General features: G+C 48.8%; 18 protein-coding genes, 2 tRNA genes and 3 rRNA genes. 7 read left to right on the top strand and 16 right to left on the bottom strand.

The features are described 5' to 3' along the window. Positions 1-152 precede the first annotated feature (152 nt). Positions 153-779, top strand: coding sequence for a LysE family translocator (locus AB8S08_RS12015; protein ID WP_369742890.1), 627 nt, complete (start codon positions 153-155; stop codon positions 777-779). Here the strand turns inward: AB8S08_RS12015 and recQ are convergent, their stop codons facing one another. After that, a complete protein-coding gene (gene recQ / locus AB8S08_RS12020; RefSeq protein WP_228759483.1) occupies positions 780-2,597 on the bottom strand; it encodes a DNA helicase RecQ in 1,818 nt (605 codons plus the stop codon). A 141-nt stretch (positions 2,598-2,738) separates the two neighbouring features. On the opposite strand from recQ, the gene rarD reads away from it, so the two are divergent. Continuing rightward, positions 2,739-3,638: an EamA family transporter RarD gene (gene rarD / locus AB8S08_RS12025; protein ID WP_110076472.1), complete on the top strand. Its 900-nt coding sequence runs from the start codon at positions 2,739-2,741 to the stop codon at positions 3,636-3,638. Here the strand turns inward: rarD and uvrD are convergent. The 7 genes from uvrD to AB8S08_RS12060 all read right to left on the bottom strand — a co-directional run bounded on the left by uvrD (position 3,614) and on the right by AB8S08_RS12060 (position 10,473). Next, positions 3,614-5,812 carry a DNA helicase II gene (uvrD, locus tag AB8S08_RS12030; protein ID WP_369742891.1) on the bottom strand — a complete coding sequence of 733 codons (2,199 nt, stop codon included), beginning with the start codon at positions 5,810-5,812 and terminating at the stop codon, positions 3,614-3,616. The genes rarD and uvrD overlap by 25 nt on opposite strands. Before the next feature lie 104 nt (positions 5,813-5,916). Continuing rightward, the gene (locus AB8S08_RS12035; RefSeq protein WP_313932913.1) at positions 5,917-6,633 is read right to left on the bottom strand and encodes an HAD-IA family hydrolase; all 717 of its coding nucleotides are present in this window, start codon (positions 6,631-6,633) and stop codon (positions 5,917-5,919) included. Positions 6,634-6,655: 22 nt separating this feature from the next. Next, positions 6,656-7,555: a tyrosine recombinase XerC gene (locus AB8S08_RS12040; RefSeq protein ID WP_110076475.1), complete on the bottom strand. Its 900-nt coding sequence runs from the start codon at positions 7,553-7,555 to the stop codon at positions 6,656-6,658. Continuing rightward, complete coding sequence (locus AB8S08_RS12045; protein ID WP_110076476.1) at positions 7,555-8,259, bottom strand: DUF484 family protein; 705 nt, start codon at positions 8,257-8,259, stop codon at positions 7,555-7,557. Before AB8S08_RS12045 ends, AB8S08_RS12040 begins: the two co-directional genes overlap by 1 nt. Then, positions 8,256-9,077 (bottom strand): diaminopimelate epimerase, encoded by an 822-nt coding sequence (dapF, locus tag AB8S08_RS12050; protein ID WP_110076477.1) that lies wholly within the window; start codon positions 9,075-9,077, stop codon positions 8,256-8,258. Before dapF ends, AB8S08_RS12045 begins: the two co-directional genes overlap by 4 nt. Continuing rightward, a complete protein-coding gene (gene lysA, locus AB8S08_RS12055) occupies positions 9,074-10,324 on the bottom strand; it encodes a diaminopimelate decarboxylase (protein WP_369742892.1) in 1,251 nt (416 codons plus the stop codon). Before lysA ends, dapF begins: the two co-directional genes overlap by 4 nt. After that, positions 10,321-10,473 carry a lipoprotein gene (locus AB8S08_RS12060; RefSeq protein WP_202912510.1) on the bottom strand — a complete coding sequence of 51 codons (153 nt, stop codon included), beginning with the start codon at positions 10,471-10,473 and terminating at the stop codon, positions 10,321-10,323. The genes lysA and AB8S08_RS12060 overlap by 4 nt, the downstream gene beginning before the upstream one ends. A gap of 90 nt (positions 10,474-10,563) precedes the next feature. Here AB8S08_RS12060 and cyaY point away from each other — a divergent pair, with 90 nt between their 5' ends. Genes cyaY through AB8S08_RS12085 form a run of 5 tightly spaced genes read left to right on the top strand, consistent with a single transcriptional unit; the run spans position 10,564 to position 14,942 of the window. Then, complete coding sequence (gene cyaY, locus AB8S08_RS12065; protein ID WP_110076479.1) at positions 10,564-10,887, top strand: iron donor protein CyaY; 324 nt, start codon at positions 10,564-10,566, stop codon at positions 10,885-10,887. Positions 10,888-10,907: 20 nt separating this feature from the next. After that, positions 10,908-11,849, top strand: coding sequence for a hydroxymethylbilane synthase (gene hemC, locus AB8S08_RS12070; protein WP_369742893.1), 942 nt, complete (start codon positions 10,908-10,910; stop codon positions 11,847-11,849). Beyond that, on the top strand, positions 11,846-12,637 hold the full coding sequence (locus AB8S08_RS12075; protein WP_369742894.1) for a uroporphyrinogen-III synthase: 792 nt from the start codon (positions 11,846-11,848) through the stop codon (positions 12,635-12,637). Before hemC ends, AB8S08_RS12075 begins: the two co-directional genes overlap by 4 nt. Continuing rightward, complete coding sequence (locus AB8S08_RS12080; RefSeq protein WP_369742895.1) at positions 12,634-13,785, top strand: uroporphyrinogen-III C-methyltransferase; 1,152 nt, start codon at positions 12,634-12,636, stop codon at positions 13,783-13,785. The genes AB8S08_RS12075 and AB8S08_RS12080 overlap by 4 nt, the downstream gene beginning before the upstream one ends. Next, entirely contained in the window at positions 13,782-14,942 is a 1,161-nt protein-coding gene (locus AB8S08_RS12085) for a heme biosynthesis HemY N-terminal domain-containing protein (RefSeq protein WP_369742896.1), read from the top strand. Before AB8S08_RS12080 ends, AB8S08_RS12085 begins: the two co-directional genes overlap by 4 nt. Positions 14,943-14,997: 55 nt before the next feature. Here AB8S08_RS12085 and AB8S08_RS12090 read toward each other — a convergent pair whose 3' ends face one another. From AB8S08_RS12090 to AB8S08_RS12125, 8 genes are all read right to left on the bottom strand, one after another. Beyond that, positions 14,998-15,573 carry a YceI family protein gene (locus AB8S08_RS12090; protein ID WP_369742897.1) on the bottom strand — a complete coding sequence of 192 codons (576 nt, stop codon included), beginning with the start codon at positions 15,571-15,573 and terminating at the stop codon, positions 14,998-15,000. Between the two features lie 19 nt (positions 15,574-15,592). Then, a complete protein-coding gene (locus AB8S08_RS12095) occupies positions 15,593-16,138 on the bottom strand; it encodes a cytochrome b (protein ID WP_369742898.1) in 546 nt (181 codons plus the stop codon). Between the two features lie 188 nt (positions 16,139-16,326). Continuing rightward, a 5S ribosomal RNA gene (gene rrf / locus AB8S08_RS12100) occupies positions 16,327-16,441 on the bottom strand. 118 nt (positions 16,442-16,559) lie between these two features. Next, positions 16,560-19,441: ribosomal RNA gene (locus tag AB8S08_RS12105) — 23S ribosomal RNA — on the bottom strand. A gap of 270 nt (positions 19,442-19,711) precedes the next feature. Continuing rightward, positions 19,712-19,787: transfer RNA gene (locus tag AB8S08_RS12110), tRNA-Ala, on the bottom strand. Between the two features lie 172 nt (positions 19,788-19,959). Continuing rightward, positions 19,960-20,036 (bottom strand) — tRNA-Ile (locus tag AB8S08_RS12115). A gap of 70 nt (positions 20,037-20,106) precedes the next feature. Then, a 16S ribosomal RNA gene (locus tag AB8S08_RS12120) occupies positions 20,107-21,650 on the bottom strand. The 16S, 23S and 5S rRNA genes sit together here with 2 tRNA genes alongside, the layout of an rRNA operon. 89 nt (positions 21,651-21,739) lie before the next feature. Further along, positions 21,740-22,117 carry a hypothetical protein gene (locus AB8S08_RS12125; protein WP_369742899.1) on the bottom strand — a complete coding sequence of 126 codons (378 nt, stop codon included), beginning with the start codon at positions 22,115-22,117 and terminating at the stop codon, positions 21,740-21,742. Positions 22,118-22,167 lie beyond the last annotated feature (50 nt).

Below are 22,167 nucleotides of genomic sequence, written 5' to 3' on the forward strand. Positions count from 1 at the left end.
TATAGTACCTCGCATGCGGTTGTCGTCAAGCTCATGCGAGAGGATGACGCTCGTGGAGCAAGAATAGTCTAAATTCATGCTTGGGATCTTGGCTTTATTGGCAAACTACTATTAAATGACAGCATCATCCATGACTAGATTGCACACGGACTATGTTTGAAATTTTCATCGCCGTCTTATTTTTTGCCTTTTCTACAACCATCACTCCCGGCCCAAATAATGTGATGATCATGTCTTCGGGCATGAACTATGGCATTAAAGCTAGTATGCCGCACTTTCTTGGCATTTGTTTTGGCTTCCCATTGATGGTGCTCTTAGTTGGGCTTGGCTTTGGGGTGATTTTTGATAAGTTCCCTAATCTGCACCAATTGATTAAAGTGCTAGGCGTGCTTTATCTCATTTGGTTAGCTTGGCATATTGCTAGTGCCGAGCCACAAGCTATCAAACGTGGTGAGAAAAAACCTTTCAGTTTTTGGCAGGCAGTGTTGTTTCAATGGGTTAATGCGAAAGCTTGGGTGATGGCCACCGGTGCCGTTGCAGCCTTTACTACGGTGCAAGGCTCTCCGTTCATGGAAGTATTGGCTATTACTTTGGCGTTTTTATTGATGGCATTTCCCTGCGTGGGTATTTGGCTGGTCTTTGGTTCGCTCTTACGTAAAGTGCTGACCAACCCGCTGATGCAACGTCTGTTCAATATCACTATGGCGCTTATCTTAGTGCTTTCTGTGGTGCCTGTGATGATAGAGTTGTGGCATTTTTATATGGCGCCAGCCGTCTAACTAAAAGCGACTGATAGGTTCATCATCAGCATCTAGATAGGCGGTAATGGCAGCAATAAACTCATCGCCATAGCGCTCTAGCTTCTTATGACCCACCCCACTTATGTTGAGCATAGCGCCAGCCGTGGTGGGGTATTCTATCGCCATTTCGACCAAGCTATTATCATTAAAGACCATATAAGGTGCCAACCCTTCGGTATCAGCAATTGTTTTACGAAGTGCGCGTAAGCGTCGGAACAAGACTTTGTCATAATCGCCTCTATCAGCCACTCGTGGCTTACTCGTGGCCAAGTTGATTCTTGGTTCAGCTAATTGTAGGGCAATTTCACCACGTAAAACGGGACGTGCAGCTTCAGTAAGTTGCAGCACGCCATACTGTTGCACGTTCTGGACTAATAAACCTCGATGCACCAGTTGTCGAATAATAGCTTGCCAGTACTCTTGGCTATGCTCGGCACCTATGCCGTAGGTAGAGAGCTTGTCATGCCCAAGATCCATCAACCGCTGTGACTTGCTTCCGCGCAGTACGTCGATGACATGAGTAGAACCAAAGCTTTGCTGCACTCGATAAACACACGAAAGTACCTTTTGTGCGTCCACTGTCCCATCGTATTGACGTGGTGGATCTAAACAAATATCACAGTTATTGCAGGGCTTATCACGGTATTCGTTAAAGTAATTTAGCAGCACCAAGCGCCGACAAGTTTGTGCTTCAGCCATAGCTTGCATGGCGAGGAATTTATGAGTCTCTACCCGCTTGCGATCTTCATCCGGATGATCATTAATCACTGAGCGAATCCAGCCCGCATCACTTGGTGCATACAACAGCATCGCTTCAGCGGGTAAGCCATCACGTCCGGCTCGTCCGGTTTCTTGATAATAACCCTCGACACTGCGCGGTATGTCAAAGTGCACCACAAACCGCACGTTGGGTTTATTGATCCCCATACCGAAAGCTACGGTTGCCACAACCACATCAATATCGTCACGCACAAACCCACGTAGCACCCGTTCGCGTTCATCATGGTCCATGCGAGCGTGATAGCCTGCTGCACGCAAACCGTCTCGCTGCAACATCTCAGCTAGCTCTTCTACTTTTTTGCGGCTGCCACAGTAAACAATGCCTGAAGCGCCTTTTTGCTGTGCAATATAGTCGCGTACCTGCTTGAACGGCTTGAATTTTTCTTCCACTAAGTAACGAATGTTAGGGCGGTCAAACGAGCCTTTGTACACTTCCGGCTGGTTTAACCGAAGCCGCGAAATAATGTCTGCCTCGGTGGCGGCATCGGCGGTGGCTGTAAGTGCCATAAATGGCACTTGTGGTAGAGCTTCTCTTAATTGCCCCAACTGACCATACTCGGGACGGAAATCATGACCCCACTGGGAGATACAATGAGCCTCGTCGATGGCTACAAAGGCGACCTGCCATTCTTGCAACCGTTTAATAAAAAAGGGCTGCATCACGCGCTCAGGGCTTACATATAAAAGCTTGATCCGTTGCTGCTGTAGCTGTTGATAAATCTCTGCATTTTGCTCAGGGGTGAGGCTGTTATTCAACGCGGCTGCGGCCACCCCCATTGCGTGAAGGGCCTCAACTTGGTCTTGCATCAGTGAAATTAACGGCGAAATAACAACCGTCAACCCTTCCGCAGCCAGCGCTGGCAATTGATAGCACAGCGATTTACCGCCCCCAGTGGGCATCAGCACTAAGGCATCATGCCCCTCTTGCACCGCCTGCATCACTTGCGCTTGGCCCTCGCGAAATTTGGTGTAACCAAACACTTCGGCAAGAAGTTGTGACAGCGTAGAAGATGACAAAATAAAGGCCCCAATTGACGGCAATGAACGATAGCTCTATTGTATGCATCCCTGTCGCTGAACACTACCGGCACAGGCCTTTTTCCGTGATATTCCGCCACCATCTGATTAAAAATCGCACGAACGTGAGATCCGACCATAATGACTGAGACCACCCAACGTAGCCGCCAGGGCGTGCTATTTGCTATTGCTGCTTATACCATGTGGGGCATTGCACCGGTTTACTTCAAAGCCCTCGAGAGTGTGCCGGCGATAGAAATTGTTAGCCATCGTATTATTTGGTCATTTGTTCTGGTGTTAGCGCTTATTCTGCTCTTGCGTCGTGGTGGCCGGCTCAAACCCGTGTTACAGAATCGCAAGCACATGTTGCGTCTTACTGTTGCGACCTTTTTACTGGGCGGTAATTGGTTTCTTTTTATCTGGGCGATCAACAACGACCACATTTTAGATGCCAGCTTAGGTTATTACATTAACCCATTGCTTAATGTGGCTATCGGGATGGCGTTTTTTGCCGAACGGATGCGGCGCTTACAGCTGGTAGCAATAGGGTTAGCTTTTACTGGAGTGTTTATTCAAGTGGTATCGTTTGGTTCGGTACCTTGGGTGGCTCTTATCTTAGCGAGTAGTTTTGCAATTTACGGTGCTATTCGTAAGCGCCTTCCGATAGATTCTATTACTGGGCTGTGGCTAGAGACTGTGATCTTGTTACCTATCGTACTGGTTTATATGCTCTTTTTCGCTCAATCAGATAACGTGAACATGCTCGACAATAGCTGGCAAATCAACAGTCTACTGGTAGCGGCAGGAGTGGTAACTACCGCGCCGCTGCTCTGTTTTACGGCAGCAGCACAGCGGATCCGCTATTCCACTTTAGGCTTTTTTCAATACATAGGGCCAAGCCTGATGTTTATTCTCGCTGTCTGGGTTTATCACGAGCCGTTAGCGTCAGATAAACTGGTCACCTTTGGCATTATTTGGGCTGCACTGGCGCTGTATAGTTTTGACTCACTGGTACATCAACACCGCTCTAAACGAGCATAGGCAGTCATTAACCATTTGGAGCCTACACCGTCAAAGTTAATTTGAATGCGGCTTTGGGCTCCTACGCCTTCGTAATTAAGCACGGTACCCTCACCAAATTTAGGATGTCGTACGCGCTGCCCCAGCTCATAGCCCGTTTGCTCAAAGGTCTCGTGGCTGGCTCCACTATGAAAGCGGCCAAGCGCAGGGCTGTGATGCTGAGTTCGGCTTTGTAAGCGAACATGGTGGAGGGTTTCGGGAGGCATCTCACCCACAAAACGGCTTACTTTATGAAAGAACTCTTGCCCATAAATACGTCGCTGTTCAGCATAGCTAATCACTAATTTTTGCATCGCGCGGGTCATGCCAACGTACATAAGCCGGCGCTCTTCAGCTAATCGTCCGCTTTCATCCAAAGACTGTTGCGATGGAAACAGGCCTTCTTCTACCCCTACCATAAACACTAACGGAAACTCTAAGCCCTTAGCACTATGCAGAGTCATTAACTGCACTGCATCCTGATGTTCTTCCGCTTGCTCATCGCCTGACTCAAGGGCTGCATGAGCCAAAAAGCTGTTCAACGGCGTCATATTCTCATCGTTGTTTTGCTCATCAAAAGCATGGAAATTATCGCAGGCATTCACTAACTCTTTTAAGTTTTCTACCCGGGTTTCAGCTTTCTCACCTTTTTCAGCTTGATACATCGCCATCAAACCGGAGCTTTTGATAATAGTATCGACCTGTCGTCCTAACGGAAAGTCACTGACATCGTCTTCCAATCGGTCGATTAAATCTAAAAACGCTTGTACGGCATTACCGGCGCGACCATTGAGAATCTTCTCCTGCACCAATTGCTTGGCCGCATCCCACATGGTGGTTCCACGAGCTCGGGCCCCATCACGGATAATAGCCAGGGTTCTATCGCCGATACCTCGCGTGGGAGTGTTGATCACACGCTCTAGTGCCGCATCATCGTTGCGACTGGCTAACAGCCGCAAATAAGCCAGCGCATCTTTGACTTCTTGTCTATCAAAGAATCGCAAGCCGCCATAAATTCGGTAGGGAATACGCGCATGCAATAAAGCTTCTTCAATTACCCGTGATTGCGCATTACTACGATACAAAATCGCGACATCTTGCAGGGCATGGCCTTGTTCATGCCACTGCTCGATTTGTCCGGCAACATAGCGTGCTTCGTCCATCTCATTAAAAGCGGCATAAAGATCTATCGCATCACCACTTCCGTCTTCGGTCCATAATTCTTTACCTAAGCGATCGTTATTGTTGGCAATCACTTGGTTGGCAGCCTGGAGAATATTATTGGACGAACGGTAGTTTTGTTCTAAGCGGATGGTTAGTACATTTGGATAGTCTCGTAAAAACTGCTGAATGTTTTCTACTTTGGCACCGCGCCAGCCATAAATAGACTGATCATCATCGCCGACAATGGTGACATAATTGGTAGCTTCAGCGCTGTTACTAACGCCTGAGAGTAACTTTATCCATGCGTATTGAATCGAGTTAGTGTCTTGAAACTCGTCCACTAAAATATGCCGAAAGCGGCGCTGATAGTGCTCCCGGACAATAGCGTTGTCGCGCAGCAGTTCATGTGCTCGCAGTAATAGCTCGGCAAAATCCACCAGCCCCGCACGGTCACAAGCTATTTGATATTCTTCATAGATCTCTTTAAAGGTGCGCTCATTAAAATCAAAGCCATCCAAATGGTGCGGACGTAATCCTTCGTCCTTCTTGGCATTAATAAACCACTGGGCTTGTTTAGCTGGCCAACGTTTTTCATCTAAGTTTTTATTTTTAATGATACGTTTAAGTAATCGTTGCTGGTCATCGCTATCAAGGATTTGGAAATTTTGCGGCAGCTTAGCGTCCATAAAGTGAGCGCGTAAAAGACGATGAGCTAGCCCGTGGAAGGTTCCGATCCACATAGCGCGTACAGAATTACCTAAAATCTGCTCAATCCGTCCACGCATTTCTGCGGCTGCTTTATTGGTGAAAGTAACGGCCATGATGCTATGGGGCGATACCCGCTGCTCTTGCAGCAACCAAGCGATTCGGTGTACCAGCACCCGGGTTTTACCGCTCCCCGCGCCAGCAAGAACTAGCATGTGCCGCTCATGCGCAGCTACTGCTTGTTGTTGCTTGTCATTAAGTTGGGCGAGTAAAGGGTGCTGAGTCATAAAGTTATCCGAGCTTAGGTATCTATTAAAATGAAAATTACTGGCGCTTGCGGCAGTTTAGTTTTCTAATACTGTATATGCAACCAGTTATTTAGCGAAGCAACTTACTTTAATAAATGCTGCGTTAGGTCTTCAAGGCGCTGATAAGCAAGCGTTGGCAGCACTCGCAAATGCTCAGCTTGACCAAGCCCACCGGTAAACCAGGCACTTTGCCAACCCGCTCGGTGCGCCCCTAAAACATCGGCGTAGGGGCTATCACCAACGTGCAACCACTGCTGCGGATGTAGTTCTGGAAACTGTCTAGCGGCGGCCTCAAACATGTCGGTAAATGGTTTTCCACGTAGCTCTGCATTGGGCTGCAGTATCAATTGAAAATAAGGAGCTAGGCCAATCTCAGTCACGTTCACGTTACCATTGCTTATCGCAATTACGGGTAACTTGGCACTCAGTTGTGCCAGTAACTGATGTACTTGGGGATCAATTTCAACCAAATTACGATACCGCATAAACTCGGCCATCGCTGCAGTAGCACCCGCTTCTGCTTCTGCACTTGGCACGCCAAAGTGCGCCAGCCCCGCGGCTAGAGCAGTTAGTCTAAGTTGGGTCATATCGCTGGCTAAACGAACATCGCGTTGCATGATTTGTTGGCGTAATTGAGCCCAGTCGTGCGGCTGCCAGGTAGCTGTTTGAGGGAATTCACGTACCACATAATCTCGAACGGCTTGCTCGGCGCGTTGCATCACTGGCACGTTGTTATAGAGGGTATCATCCAGATCAAAACTAACTGCTGCGACAGGTAACAGTCGTCGATAAAACTGCATTATTTATTCCTTACTTGAATGACTACTTTTTGCGGGCGCGCGGGTGGGCTCCGTCATAGACCTTGGCTAAATGCTGAAAATCCAAATGGGTATAAACCTGAGTTGTACTTAAGTTTGCGTGCCCTAATAATTCTTGCACAGCACGTAAGTCACCACTTGATTCTAACATATGCGACGCAAACGAATGACGCAGCTTATGCGGATGCAATGAGCCTTTTAGTCCTTGCTGTTCGCCCCAGTAGTTCAAGCGCTGCTGCACTGTCCGCGGACTCATTCGTGTTTGCCGCTGGGTAACAAACAGAGCAAGCTCGGTTAAATTGCCTTGCAGCCACTGTGTCCGTACCGGCAACCAGCGCTCAAGTGCAGCTGCGGCGCAGCGTCCGTAAGGCACAATCCGAGTTTTACTCCCTTTACCAAAGACCCGCAGCTCACGATGGCGCGGATTAATGGCATCAACATCTAGTGCCACCAACTCAGCTAAACGAATGCCACTGGAGTACAGCAGTTCCATAATGGCAGCATCACGCAGCGCCAAAGGCTCATTTTGTGGTAGTTGCAATAACTGACTAATGCTGTCTATATCAAGGTTCTTTGGCAGTCGCTTGGCCGCACGAGGAGCTTTCAGTTGTTTGGCCGGGTTATCCTGTAGTTCACCTTCGCGAAGCAAATAATCACAAAAAGTACGCCACGCGGCTAACCGTAAAGCTAGCGATGCGTCACCAAGCCCTCGGCGACGCCAGCTAATGAATAACCGCTCTAATACTGGTAATTGCAGTTGTTGTGCTTGCTCAATCCGTTGCTCAGCCAAACTATTGAGGTCTTCCACCAAAATTCGGTCGTAACTATTGAGCGTATGTTGAGCTAATCCGCGCTCGCCGGCTAAGTGATGAATAAACCGATGTTTGAGCGCACTGAGTTGCATTATTCCTGGCCCGGTTGCGTTTGGTGCTGTAGTAAAGGCGGCAGCAATTTACTCAATAAATGGCGTAATTGATTAATCAACACCGCATCCATGGTTGGCTGAAAATGGCTGGCATCTTGATTGCCTATAGCCAGCATGCCTAATTCGCCTTGTTCACCCAAGAGCAGTAGCGCCACTGAAGCAATGGCTTGCTCAGGAAACAGCAACCGTTGCTCACTTTCAGTGAGGCGACCTAAGTACAAGTTAGTGTCATTAAAACGCTTACTTAGTAACTGTTTGTGAGTGTCAGCAATAAAAGTGAATTGCTCTGGTAGGGGCAGTGGGCTGGCGAAGAATTTCAAGCTCACTGCCGGCATGTTGAGCTGCTCGGCAAAGGTAGCCTGTAAACAATTCATGATATCGGCCAAGCTGTGACAATCGAGTAAAGCAATATACAGCTCGCTGTAGATATTAAAGAGTTGCTCATTGCGTTTAGCCGTGATCATCAATTCGGTAATATCATCTTCCAGCTGACCAACTCGCTGCCGCAATACTTGTTGCTGACGCTCAACCAGGCTTACGGTACCTTGTTGCTCATGGCGTAGCCGCATGTGCTGCAGCAACTGCGGATGACGCTCAAAAAAATCTGGATTTTCAGCCAAATATTCAGCGATCAGCGTATCATCCACTAATGTTTTCGGATCCTTGATTAACTCACCTGTCATAGCTTTAAATATCCATCATAAATATGTTCCGCGGGGCCCGTCATGCGTACGGTTTGACCTGACTGCCAGCGAATTGAGAGGCTACCACCTGGTAACTCAACTGTAACCTGTTCATCTAATTTGCCTTGACGCATACCAATCACGGCGGCGGCACAAGCACCACTGCCACAAGCTTGAGTTTCGCCAACGCCGCGCTCAAACACGCGCAAACGCACACGATCACGAGCGATTATCTGCATAAAGCCCACATTCACACCTTCTGGAAAGCGCTCGTGGGTTGCCAGCGCCTGACCAAGCGTTGCTACCGGGGCGGTTTGTACGTTATCCACCTCAATAACTGCGTGCGGGTTACCTATACCCATCACCCCACACAAAATCGTTTGGTCTTGCTCGCGTAAAATGTAGGTTAGCTCTTCTTTATTCGCTTTAAAGGGAACCTCAGCTGGCGCAAATTGTGGTAAGCCCATCTCTACGGTGATACGCCCATCACGCTCATGATGCAAGACCATGCGGCCGGCTTTGGTGCTTACTTTCAGATGGTTTTTGTGGCTCAATCCTTTCATTTTTACAAACAGCGCAAAACAACGAGCGCCATTACCGCACTGGGATACTTCAGTTCCATCGGCATTAAAAATTCGGTAATGAAAATCTAAATCCGGATCGTACGGTGGCTCAACTAAGAGCATTTGGTCAAAACCCACACCGCGGTGTCTATCGGCCCAATGTCTGATATTTTCTGGGTTGATATAAATATTCTGGGTGACATTATCAATCACCATAAAATCATTACCCAAACCATGCATTTTGGAGAAATTCATCGTGACTCCTCCACCAGCTGTTCGCCCTGCCATAGTTGCTCTAAAGGCTCGCGCGCACGAATTAAATGGGCACGATCACCATCCACCAGCACTTCAGCTGCACGCGGACGAGAGTTGTAATTGGAGCTCATAGTAAAGCCATAAGCACCGGCATTTAAGACAGCTAAGACATCCCCCTCAACTGCTGCAATATGACGAGCGTGGCCAAGAAAATCACCGGTCTCACAAACCGGCCCAACCACATCCACGATACTGGGTTCAGCATCACTTTGGCGAACCGGGATGATGTCATGATAGGCCTGGTACAGCGCGGGGCGGAGTAAATCATTCATCCCTGCATCAACCAATAAGAAATTCTTATCCAAACCTGGTTTATTAAATTCAACCCGAGTTAGCATAACGCCAGCGTTACCAACAATCGCTCGACCTGGCTCTAACATCAGTGTCAAATCGGTCACATCTTGAGCTTTTTGCTGCAACTTAAGTAAGTAATCACTTACATCTATCGGCTGTTCATGGTTGTAGGATATGCCCATACCACCGCCCATATCTAAGTGCCGAATATGAATGCCTTCGCTGCGTAACTGGCGAATTAAATCGAGCATGATGTCAGCGGCATCAAGAAACGGACTGGCTTTTAAAATTTGCGAGCCGATGTGACAATCCAAGCCTTTTAAATCAAGATTCTTTAGGCTTGCCGCATGCCGTGCCAAAGCGACCGCATCCGTCATGGCAATACCAAACTTATTGGTTTTTAGCCCCGTTGATATATAAGGATGGGTTTGCGCATCCACGTCCGGATTAATCCTCAGACTGACCGGAGCCACCTTATCCAGCGCCGCGGCGACATCATTCAAACGTTCTAATTCTGCCGCCGATTCCACGTTAAAACAGTAGATGCCTTGCTCTAGAGCATAGCGCATTTCTGCCCGCGTTTTTGCGACGCCAGAAAAAACGACGCTATCAGCGCGTCCACCTGCAGCCAGTACACGCGCGAGTTCTCCACCTGAGACTATGTCAAAGCCTGCGCCCAGTTTGGCCAGTTGATTAAGAATAGCCAAGTTGCTGTTAGCCTTAACCGCATAACAGAGTCGGTGAGGTGCCGGCCAAACCTTAGCGAATTGCTGCCAATTAGCCAGCAACTGAGCTTTGGAATAAACAAACAATGGCGTACCAAAGCGTTCAGCCAGCTCATTGAGCGGACACTGTTCCGCATGTAATTGCTGCTGCAGGTAATCAAAACTCATTGGCTTTTATCCTGTAGCAAAGCTGTGGTTACTGGTGTTTGATTAGGCTCAGCCGGTGGCGGTAGTTCAAGCGGACCTTTTTGTCCGCAGGCGACCAACGTCAGCGATCCTGCTACAATGATCAGACGCATTACTTTCAGATTAAACATCGGTAAACTGTACCTACTTTATTTGGGTCATAAATCGTATGGTGTCTATCATCGCATTGAGACGCACAAATGTCATTATTAGGAGTGGACATGCAAGAGCACGACTATCATGAATTAGCAGAAGCTACTATTTTAGCTATTGAAGAGGCTGTTGAAGCCTGCCACGTAGACATAGATACTGAATCGGGCGGAGATATTCTGGAGCTGACGTTTCCTAATAACACGAAAATGGTGATTAATAAGCAGCCACCCCTACAGCAGTTGTGGGTTGCAACCAAATTTAATGGTCATCATTTTGAGTATCGTGATGGTGTCTGGATTGATAACCGGACGGGTGCTGAATTGTGGCAATTATTGAGTGAAGCAGCCAGCAAGCAAGCTGAAACTGACGTGACACTAGCTCCATTAAGCTAATCAGGATGTGGGGATAAAGGATGAGTGAGACACTACGTATTGCTACACGTAAAAGCATGCTGGCGATGTGGCAAGCAGAACACATTAAAGCACGTTTAGAGGCCCTGCACGAAGGGCTCACGGTTGAGTTACTACCTATGAGCACCCGCGGAGATGTGATTTTAGATACACCGCTGGCCAAAATTGGTGGTAAAGGCCTCTTCGTCAAAGAACTTGAAGTGGCGATGTTAGAGGGCCATGCCGATTTAGCTGTGCATTCTATGAAGGATTTACCGGTGGAGTTTCCACCAGGGCTTGAGCTCTTTGGTATTTGTGGGCGCGAAGATCCGCGAGATGCCTTTGTCTCAAATACCTATGCAAGCCTTGATCAGCTTCCTGAAGGAGCCGTGGTCGGCACCTGCAGCTTGCGCCGCAAATGCCAAGTATTGGCACAGTTTCCTCACTTGGTTGTCAAAGACTTACGTGGCAATGTGCAGACCCGCTTGAACAAACTTGATGAAGGCCAATTTGATGCCATTATTTTAGCCGCATCAGGGCTTATCCGGCTGGAGCTACAACATCGTATTAGCCAGCGAATTCCGGCAGAAACCTGTTTACCCGCTAATGGCCAAGGCGTGTTAGGCATTGAATGCCGTAGTGATGATGCTCGTACCAAAGAACTCTTAGCGCCCTTAACCTGCCCGGACACACGTAGTTGCGTATTAGCTGAACGGGCGATGAATCGACGCCTACAAGGTGGTTGCCAAGTACCTATCGGTGCCTATGCTGAGTTGCATGGCGACGAACTGCATTTACGTGGTTTGGTGGGGCGTCCTGATGGTAGCGAGATCATTGAAGGCGACATTCGCGGTCTGCGTGATGATGCCGAGCAATTAGGCATTGAATTAGCGGAATATTTGTTATCCCGCGGTGCTGATGTCATCCTGAAAGATGTCTACGCTGAGAACGAGCTACATTCATGAATCATAAGCTACTTATTTTACGCCCTGACGAACAGTCTAAACCTGTGCAAATGCGCTTACAGCAACAAGCTAAACAGCTCGAGCTAGGCGACTTACAGACCGAATGCTTTAGCATGGTGAAAATTAGTAGCTATGACGACCCCAACAGTAGTTACGTGCAACTCTTGGCTGAACCTTGGGATGCAGGGTTGATGGTTAGCGTAAATGCTGCCCGCTATTTTGCAGAACAAAAACAAGCATGGGCTGCCGATGTCCCGGTACCGATGGCACGCTGGTTTGCCGTTGGCCCTACTAGTGCCGCAGCTATTGCAGCAACCGTTGGCCGACCTGTTACTTGTCCATGGCGGCAACACAATAGTGATGCTTTACTAGAGTTGCCGGAGCTACAGCAGGTAGCTGGCCAACGCTGGTTGCTAGTACGCGGACATGGTGGCCGCGAGGTCTTTGCGGAGACCTTACGCGCACGAGGTGCCGACGTACACTATTTGGAAGTTTATCAACGCACTCCCGTAGCTATTAAACCGCAGCTTATTACCCAGTGGCAAACTCAGGTACAGGGCATTATGGTCACCAGTGCCGAGCAGCTCGATTATTTTCTTACTGCGATGCCCAGCTCTGCATCAACTTGGTTAGCCCAATGTTATTGGGTTGTCGCTAGTGAGCGGTTAGCACGCATGCTACCTGCTAGCTACCAACGAGCATGTGTAGTTGCTGATAGCGCTACTCCCTTTGCTCTCACTCAGGCTTGGGTAAAAGCCATTAAGAACCAACAGGATACCATTCTATGACGCCAACCAAATCAACTAAGGATAACGATGCGGCAGCTGAAATTGATAGCCCTACCGATATCGATAGCGCTACCGAGACCACCACACCAATGAGTAAATCGCGGCGCGGTGGTATGGGCTGGTTGGTCGCAGTGCTCGTGCTTGCAGCCGCAGGAGCTGCACTCTGGTATGGCTATCAGGTGGTCGTGCTTAAACAAGCACAGCAATTGCATGAGTTAACTCGCCAATATTCCACACTAGAGCAACAGTTTAGCCAGTTACAGCAAGATCTAAAATCCCAAAATGATACCTTTAAAGCCACTGTTGACGAGCAGATCCAACAATCCAATCGCGGGCTACAGCGAGCTCTTAACGAACAAGCCGACCTCTTAGAGAGTAACCAAATAGCGGTTCGTTCTGTACAAGCCGAACTAGCGCAACTGGATATCACTCAGCAATCAAGCTGGCGAATTTTTGAAGCGCGGGCACTAGCGGAACGCGCCGCAAGTAAGTTGTGGATAGAACAAGATATTGCTGCTGCAGTTGAGTTATTAAAACTCGCCGATTCGCACCTGCGAGCATTGAGTAATCCCGCTCATCAAGCAGTTCGTCAGGCGCTAGCAGATGACATTTTGCGCTTAAGCTCATTGCCAGCACAACAACGCGAAAGCATCACGCTCACGCTAGGAAGTTTACGCAATCAACTACAGCATAGTCACTGGTATCAGCAGCCTACACCAGGTGTTAGCAATTCGGTAAACGAGGCCGCTGCGAGTGGCTGGCAACGCTTTAAACAAAGTTTCACGGCACTTATGGATAAGTTAATTCGGGTGCAACGTCGTGATACCCCGGTGCAGCCTTTAATTGCCGATACCTATTTTACCGCCAGCAAAGAGCGCGTGTTACTGCAGTTGCAACTAGCCCAGCAGGCAGCTCTGAGCGGCTCGCAGCAAGTTTTTGAGCAGGCCCTAGCCACTGCAATCGAGCAACTAACAACTATCACCGAGATCAGCGATAACGCGGATATTGAGCCTATCCTCGAGCAATTGATGACCTTACAAGCGGCCAAATTGCAGCCTGAGTTACCAGCTCAGTTACCTGCTGTTGCTCTCCTTTCCCGATTAGCTGATCAATATGCCGTAGGGCAAACCGCTGAGGAGGACTTATGAGGTTTGCGCTAACGCTGATTATTTTATTGATTGCAGGGTTATTGATAGGCCCTCTGTGGTCAGGCAACACCGGTTACATTCTGATCAGCTTGGGTCAATGGACTATAGAGACCAGTATCGTTGCGGCCATTATTATCCTAACCTTATTGATTTTAGTGCTACGGCTACTTTTAACTGGCATTCGCCGGATCATTCGCGGTACCAGCTGGGGTATGAGTTGGTTTGGTAGACGCCGTGAAGCCAAAGCTGGTGACGCCTATACTGACGCCCTTGAAGCACTGCTACAAGGCGACTATGTGCTAGCTTCACGCAACATCAATCGTTGTTATCAGCTTGGCAAAGATCAGCAAGATGCCTTATTAGCAGCATACATCGCAGCCCAATTAGGTGATTTAAAACAAGCCCAAGACTGGCTCAATAAGACTGGCCGTACCGATGATTTTCGCTTAGCGGAGATGTTATTTTCTTTACGGGCAGATCCTGCTAATGCAAGTAGTCGAATAACCGAGCTAGCCGGTTTATTGAAGCAGTATCCTCATCACCCGCAGCTCGTTAAGTTAGCGATTTTGAGTTACCGCAACTTACATAAGTACCGTGAAATTTCTGATTTATTGCCAACTGCAGCACAATTAAATTTGTTCAGCGCTACCGAATTAGCGGAGCTTACTGAGCAAACATTCTTAGCCTTGATGCTAGCCGCAGCGAAGTTAAGCTTACCTTCATTACGCCAATATTGGCAAAGCTTAAGCAAAGAACAACGTGCCACCACAGCGATCAGGACGGCTTACTTACAGACACTGATTAAGCTCGAACAAAGCACTGCTGCCGACAAGATAGCTGCTCGTGGGTTAAAACGTGGACAGTTAGAATTAGCGGAATTACTGCAGCGTCAGTTATTGGTTGCCGGCACAGAATTACGGGAATGGTTACAACAGCAATTAAAGCAACATCCCGATGATGCGCTGTTGTTGCAAGCTTTAGGTCAGATGGCCTACCTCAGCAAAGACTACTCGTTAGCACAACGGGCATTGCGTAAAGCTACTGAATTAGCACCATCGCAGCGAGCATGGTTCGATCTGGCTCAAACCTATGATGCCTTAGGCGATACCAACGCTGCTTTACGTGCCTATCGTGAAGGGCTACAGCACTCATCTTAAGCACTGCATCATTGAATGAAAGGGCAGTTATTACTGCCCTTTTTTATCATTGCTATTACTTACGAATACCTTCAATCGACAAATAGATTTCTACGGTTTCAGATGCTGGACCCAAATCATAATCCATACCAAAATCCGCTGGAGTAATTGTCACCGCCCCTTCAAACCCGCGACGGAATCCTCCCCAAGGGTCTTGCCCAGCGCCAATTTCTGTCACATCAATTGAAATGGGTTTAGTAGTACCGTGCAAAGTAAAGTTACCCTTCAAAACACCAGTACCGTCGCCGTTAGCAGTGTAGCTCGTTGATTCAAACTTAGCTTGCGGGTATTTACCAACGTTAAAGAAGTCAGCGCTGCGTAAATGCTTGTCACGCTCGGCGTGATTACTGTCTAAGCTTGCCACGTCAATAGTTACATTAACTTTGGCTGCACTAGGGTTGGCCTCGTCGTAACTGAAGGTTCCTTCAAAATCGTTGAACCGACCGAGCAACCAGCTGTAGCCTAAGTGGCTAACCTTAAATTGTACGAATGCATGAGCACCGTCCGTATCAATCACATAATCTTCGGCTTGCACCGGAGCTGCTGCTAAAAAACTAGCTGACATAATCGTGGCTAATAAAAGTTTTTTCATGATAAATCTCCGTTATTAATTAATCTTTTAATGGTCGTAGCATGCGCTTTAGGGTTTCATCTTTGTTTATAAAGTGATGCCTTAAGCCTGCAATACCATGTCCAATCGCTATAATCACAAGACTCAGTGCGGCATACCAATGCACCTGTCCAGCGATGTCTTCTTGCTGCGGTATGGAGGTGATCAAGGCTGGTACTTCAAACCAATCAAACACCGAGATTCCACGCCCATCCGCCGTTGAAATGAGGTAACCACTGATCATGGTAATAAACAACAATGCATAAATCAGTGCGTGTCCTAACTTGGCACCTACTTGCTCAAACGTCTTGCCAATAGCTGTGGGTCTTGGTTGCGTAAGTTTCCAGGTCAGCCTAAAGATGGTGAGCAATAACAACGTCATGCCAAATGATTTATGCCACCATGGGCCTAATCGATACCAGGCATCGTAGTAGCCCAGTGTTAACATCCAATAGCCTAAGCCGAATAAGGCAAAAACCATCATAGCTGTTAACCAATGCATGATAATTGCCACCCAGCCGTAGCTACGTTTTGAGTTCTTGAGCATAGTCAGTCTCCAAGTTACATCTGTTATTTTAGTCTCATTTATTGAAATTAATATCGGCAATTATAGACAATTTTGTTCTATTTTTTAGAAAGGTTTGTGTGATGGGGAGCCGCCAACCGTTAGCGATCTTTTCGAGCGCACAACGAAAAAACCCCTAGCATAGCTGCTAGGGGTTGTTCGTATTTGGTGCCTGGCGGTGACCTACTCTCGCATAGGGAGACCCTACACTACCATCGGCGCGGAAGCGTTTCACTTCTGAGTTCGGAATGGATCAGGTGGTTCCACTTCGCTATTGCCGCCAGGCGTAAACTTGTACAATATGAATTCGCTGATTGTCGTGCCGTAATGCACCACTCTAGTTGAGCCTAGTAGAAGCTCGAACTTATGTCTTGGCTACAGCCCTAAACACCTTCGGTGTTGTATGGTTAAGCCTCACGGGCAATTAGTACGGGTTAGCTCAACGCATTACTACGCTTCCACACCCCGCCTATCAACGTTGTAGTCTCCAACGACCCTTTAGGACAATTACATGTCAGTGAGAGCTTATCTTGAGGCTCGCTTCCCGCTTAGATGCTTTCAGCGGTTATCGATTCCGAACGTAGCTACCGGGCAGTGCCATTGGCATGACAACCCGAACACCAGCGGTTCGTTCACTCCGGTCCTCTCGTACTAGGAGCAACCCCTCTCAACTCTCAAACGCCCACGGCAGATAGGGACCGAACTGTCTCACGACGTTCTAAACCCAGCTCGCGTACCACTTTAAATGGCGAACAGCCATACCCTTGGGACCGACTACAGCCCCAGGATGTGATGAGCCGACATCGAGGTGCCAAACACCGCCGTCGATATGAACTCTTGGGCGGTATCAGCCTGTTATCCCCGGAGTACCTTTTATCCGTTGAGCGATGGCCCTTCCATTCAGAACCACCGGATCACTATGACCTGCTTTCGCACCTGCTCGACGTGTCTGTCTCGCAGTTAAGCTGGCTTGTGCCATTACACTAACCGTACGATGTCCGACCGTACTTAGCCAACCTTCGTGCTCCTCCGTTACTCTTTGGGAGGAGACCGCCCCAGTCAAACTACCCACCAGGCACTGTCCTCACCCCAGATAATGGGGCTAAGTTAGAACATCAAACATACAAGGGTGGTATTTCAAGGATGGCTCCACGTCAACTAGCGCCAACGCTTCATAGCCTCCCACCTATCCTACACATGGAGGTTCAATGTTCAGTGCCAAGCTGTAGTAAAGGTTCACGGGGTCTTTCCGTCTAGCCGCGGGTACACCGCATCTTCACGGCGATTTCAATTTCACTGAGTCTCGGGTGGAGACAGCGTGGCCATGGTTACACCATTCGTGCAGGTCGGAACTTACCCGACAAGGAATTTCGCTACCTTAGGACCGTTATAGTTACGGCCGCCGTTTACCGGGGCTTCGATCAAGAGCTTCGCTTACGCTAACCCCATCAATTAACCTTCCGGCACCGGGCAGGTGTCACACCCTATACGTCATCTTTCGATTTTGCAGAGTGCTGTGTTTTTAATAAACAGTCCCAGCCACCTGGTCACTGCGGCCAGCTCCGGCTCCGTCCGTGTGGACTTCACCAGCTCTGGCGTACCTTCTCCCGAAGTTACGGTACTATTTTGCCTAGTTCCTTCACCCGAGTTCTCTCAAGCGCCTTAGTATTCTCTACCTGACCACCTGTGTCGGTTTGGGGTACGGTCAACATGAACCTGAAGCTTAGAGGCTTTTCCTGGAAGCATGGCATCAACAACTTCGCATCCGTAGATGCTCGTCTCGTATCTCAGTCTAAGCGGTCCGGATTTTCCTAAACCACCAACCTACATACTTTCACCGGGATAACCAACACCCGGCTTGCCTAGCCTTCTCCGTCCCCCCATCGCAGTTCATGTCGGTACGGGAATATTAACCCGTTTCCCATCGACTACGCCTTTCGGCCTCGCCTTAGGGGCCGACTTACCCTACCCTGATTAACATGGGATAGGAAACCTTGGTCTTCCGGCGTGGGGGTTTTTCACCCCCATTATCGTTACTCATGTCAGCATTCGCACTTCTGATACCTCCAGCATGCTTCTCAACACACCTTCAACGGCTTACAGAACGCTCCCCTACCCAGCAAACAAGTTTGCTGCCGCAGCTTCGGTGCATGGCTTAGCCCCGTTACATCTTCCGCGCAGGCCGACTCGACTAGTGAGCTATTACGCTTTCTTTAAAGGATGGCTGCTTCTAAGCCAACCTCCTAGCTGTCTAAGCCTTCCCACATCGTTTCCCACTTAGCCATGACTTGGGGACCTTAGCTGGCGGTCTGGGTTGTTTCCCTCTTCACGACGGACGTTAGCACCCGCCGTGTGTCTCCCGGATAGTACTCACTGGTATTCGGAGTTTGCATGGGGTTGGTAAGTCGGGATGACCCCCTAGCCCAAACAGTGCTCTACCCCCAGTGGTATTCGTCCGAGGCGCTACCTAAATAGCTTTCGGGGAGAACCAGCTATCTCCGGGCTTGATTAGCCTTTCACTCCGAGCCACAGGTCATCTCCTAATTTTTCAACATTAGTGAGTTCGGTCCTCCAATTGATGTTACTCAATCTTCAACCTGCCCATGGCTAGATCGCCCGGTTTCGGGTCTATACCTTGCAACTAGACGCCCAGTTAAGACTCGGTTTCCCTACGGCTCCCCTATTCGGTTAACCTTGCTACAAAATATAAGTCGCTGACCCATTATACAAAAGGTACGCAGTCACACCACGAAGGTGCTCCTACTGCTTGTACGTAGACGGTTTCAGGTTCTATTTCACTCCCCTCGCCGGGGTTCTTTTCGCCTTTCCCTCACGGTACTGGTTCACTATCGGTCAGTTGGGAGTATTTAGCCTTGGAGGATGGTCCCCCCATATTCAGTCAAGATAACACGTGTCCCGACCTACTCGTTTTCACCTTCATGTTTCCTTCGTGTACGGGACTATCACCCTGTATCGTTGAGCTTTCCAACTCATTCCACTAGAACCATGATTGCTTAAGGGCTAATTCCCGTTCGCTCGCCGCTACTAGGGAAATCTCGGTTGATTTCTTTTCCTCCGGGTACTTAGATGTTTCAGTTCTCCGGGTTCGCTTCTTACACCTATGGATTCAGTGCAAGATAGTGTGCATGCACACTGGGTTTCCCCATTCGGAAATCCATGACTCAAGCGGCTCTTACTGCCTCATCATGGCTTATCGCAAGTTAGTACGTCCTTCATCGCCTCCAACTGCCTAGGCATCCACCGTCTACGCTTAGTCACTTAACCATACAACCCGAAAATGTTTATTCGAGCTCTATGGGCTGTTTCTTTGCTGTACACAAGTTCGATACGCCTCTACCATTTTTGGATTCAAGTAGAGTGGCATTTCATTACTTTATTACAATCAGCTTGTTCATATTGTTAAAGAGCGGTGTAACATCAAGTTACTGATAAAGATTCTCGTAAGAATGTTTATCGCTAACTTTGGATAAAAACCGTTGTTCGTTATTCGTGCGCTGCGCTGTTCGTACGCTTCGCTGTTCGATAACTAAGAAGTGGTGGAGCCAAGCGGGATCGAACCGCTGACCTCCTGCGTGCAAGGCAGGCGCTCTCCCAGCTGAGCTATGGCCCCGTGTCGTTGTTCGTGCGCTACGCTATTCGTACGCGGCGCTGTTCGTTATTCGTGAAAATAACCAACCAAACCAACAAACCGATAAGACTAACTTCAAGGTTAGGCAAGGCGGGAAGGCACGAAGCATACATCAGTATGTGAGTGGCTTTCCAACGCAGCATAACCGCAGAAGTGGTGGGTCTGAGTAGACTTGAACTACCGACCTCACCCTTATCAGGGGTGCGCTCTAACCAGCTGAGCTACAGACCCAGTTTCTATCCGTTACATCTACCAAACCAGGCAATCTGTGTGAGCACTTAACTTCTTCAAGGCTTTTTCATAAGGAGGTGATCCAGCCGCAGGTTCCCCTACGGCTACCTTGTTACGACTTCACCCCAGTCATGAACCACACCGTGGTAAACGCCCTCCCGAAGGTTAAGCTATCTACTTCTGGTGCAGCCCACTCCCATGGTGTGACGGGCGGTGTGTACAAGGCCCGGGAACGTATTCACCGTGGCATTCTGATCCACGATTACTAGCGATTCCGACTTCACGGAGTCGAGTTGCAGACTCCGATCCGGACTACGACGCGCTTTTTGAGATCCGCTTACTATCGCTAGCTTGCTTCCCATTGTACGCGCCATTGTAGCACGTGTGTAGCCCATCCCGTAAGGGCCATGATGACTTGACGTCGTCCCCACCTTCCTCCGGTTTATCACCGGCAGTCTCCACAGAGTTCCCACCATTACGTGCTGGCAACTGAGGATAAGGGTTGCGCTCGTTGCGGGACTTAACCCAACATCTCACAACACGAGCTGACGACAGCCATGCAGCACCTGTCTCAGTGTTCCCGAAGGCACTCTTCTATCTCTAGATGATTCACTGGATGTCAAGGGATGGTAAGGTTCTTCGCGTTGCATCGAATTAAACCACATGCTCCACCGCTTGTGCGGGCCCCCGTCAATTCATTTGAGTTTTAACCTTGCGGCCGTACTCCCCAGGCGGTCAACTTAGTGCGTTAGCTGCGTTACTCACATCGTTTATGACACGAACAACTAGTTGACATCGTTTACGGCGTGGACTACCAGGGTATCTAATCCTGTTTGCTCCCCACGCTTTCGTACCTCAGCGTCAGTTTCTGACCAGGTGGCCGCCTTCGCCACCGGTATTCCTTCCAATATCTACGCATTTCACCGCTACACTGGAAATTCTACCACCCTCTTCAGAACTCGAGCCTGCCAGTTCAAAATGCCATTCCCAGGTTGAGCCCGGGGATTTCACATCTTGCTTAACAAGCCGCCTACGTACGCTTTACGCCCAGTAATTCCGATTAACGCTTGCACCCTCCGTATTACCGCGGCTGCTGGCACGGAGTTAGCCGGTGCTTCTTCTGTGGCTAACGTCAATCTTGTAGAGTATTAATCTACAAGCCTTCCTCACCACTGAAAGTGCTTTACAACCCGAAGGCCTTCTTCACACACGCGGCATGGCTGCATCAGGGTTTCCCCCATTGTGCAATATTCCCCACTGCTGCCTCCCGTAGGAGTCTGGGCCGTGTCTCAGTCCCAGTGTGGCTGATCATCCTCTCAGAACAGCTAGAGATCGTCGCCTTGGTGGGCCTTTACCCCACCAACTAGCTAATCTCACTTGGGCCTATCTCTAGGTGCAAGGTCCGAAGATCCCCTGCTTTGGTCCGTAGACATTATGCGGTATTAGCCACAGTTTCCCGTGGTTATCCCCCTCCTAAAGGCAAGTTCCCAAGCATTACTCACCCGTCCGCCGCTCGCCGGCAGAGTAGCAAGCTACTCCCCGCTGCCGCTCGACTTGCATGTGTTAGGCCTGCCGCCAGCGTTCAATCTGAGCCATGATCAAACTCTTCAATTTAAAGTGTTTAATCGACCCATTGAATCAATGACTTAATAAAATCTAATTTGTTAAGCACTTTTCCAATCAGTCAGGTGGTCCGTCTCTTGTTAAAGAGAGCATGACCTTTGTTGCATCCGAAGATGCTTCTCTGCCTGAATCCGGTAAGTGCCCACACAGTTTGCTTGGCTTGGTATATTGTTAAAGAGCGTTCGCTTCGCTTTCGAAGCGGCTTGCGTTTCAGCAAGCAAGGCGGCGTATTCTACAGCCTTGGAGTTTTGTGTCAAGCCTTTCGGCAAACTTTTTTCTGACTCAAAACTTGTGCTTTTGGCGACTTCGTTGTCTGCCTCAAGCGTGGGGCGCATTTTAGAGATTTTACTGGCAACGTCAAGCGCCTTTTTCAACTTTTTAAGTGTTTTTTTACTGACTGCTGGTTTTGTAAGCGAAGCGCGTTTTAAATCAGCAAAAACTGTTCGATTCGCCAGCATTAGCGCTTTCTGCTATCTTTTTAGGTACGACTTTAGCAAGATCAAAAATA

It is taken from the genome of Pseudidiomarina sp. PP-1MA, from assembly GCF_041200125.1.
GTDB classification, from domain to species: domain Bacteria; phylum Pseudomonadota; class Gammaproteobacteria; order Enterobacterales; family Alteromonadaceae; genus Pseudidiomarina; species Pseudidiomarina fusca.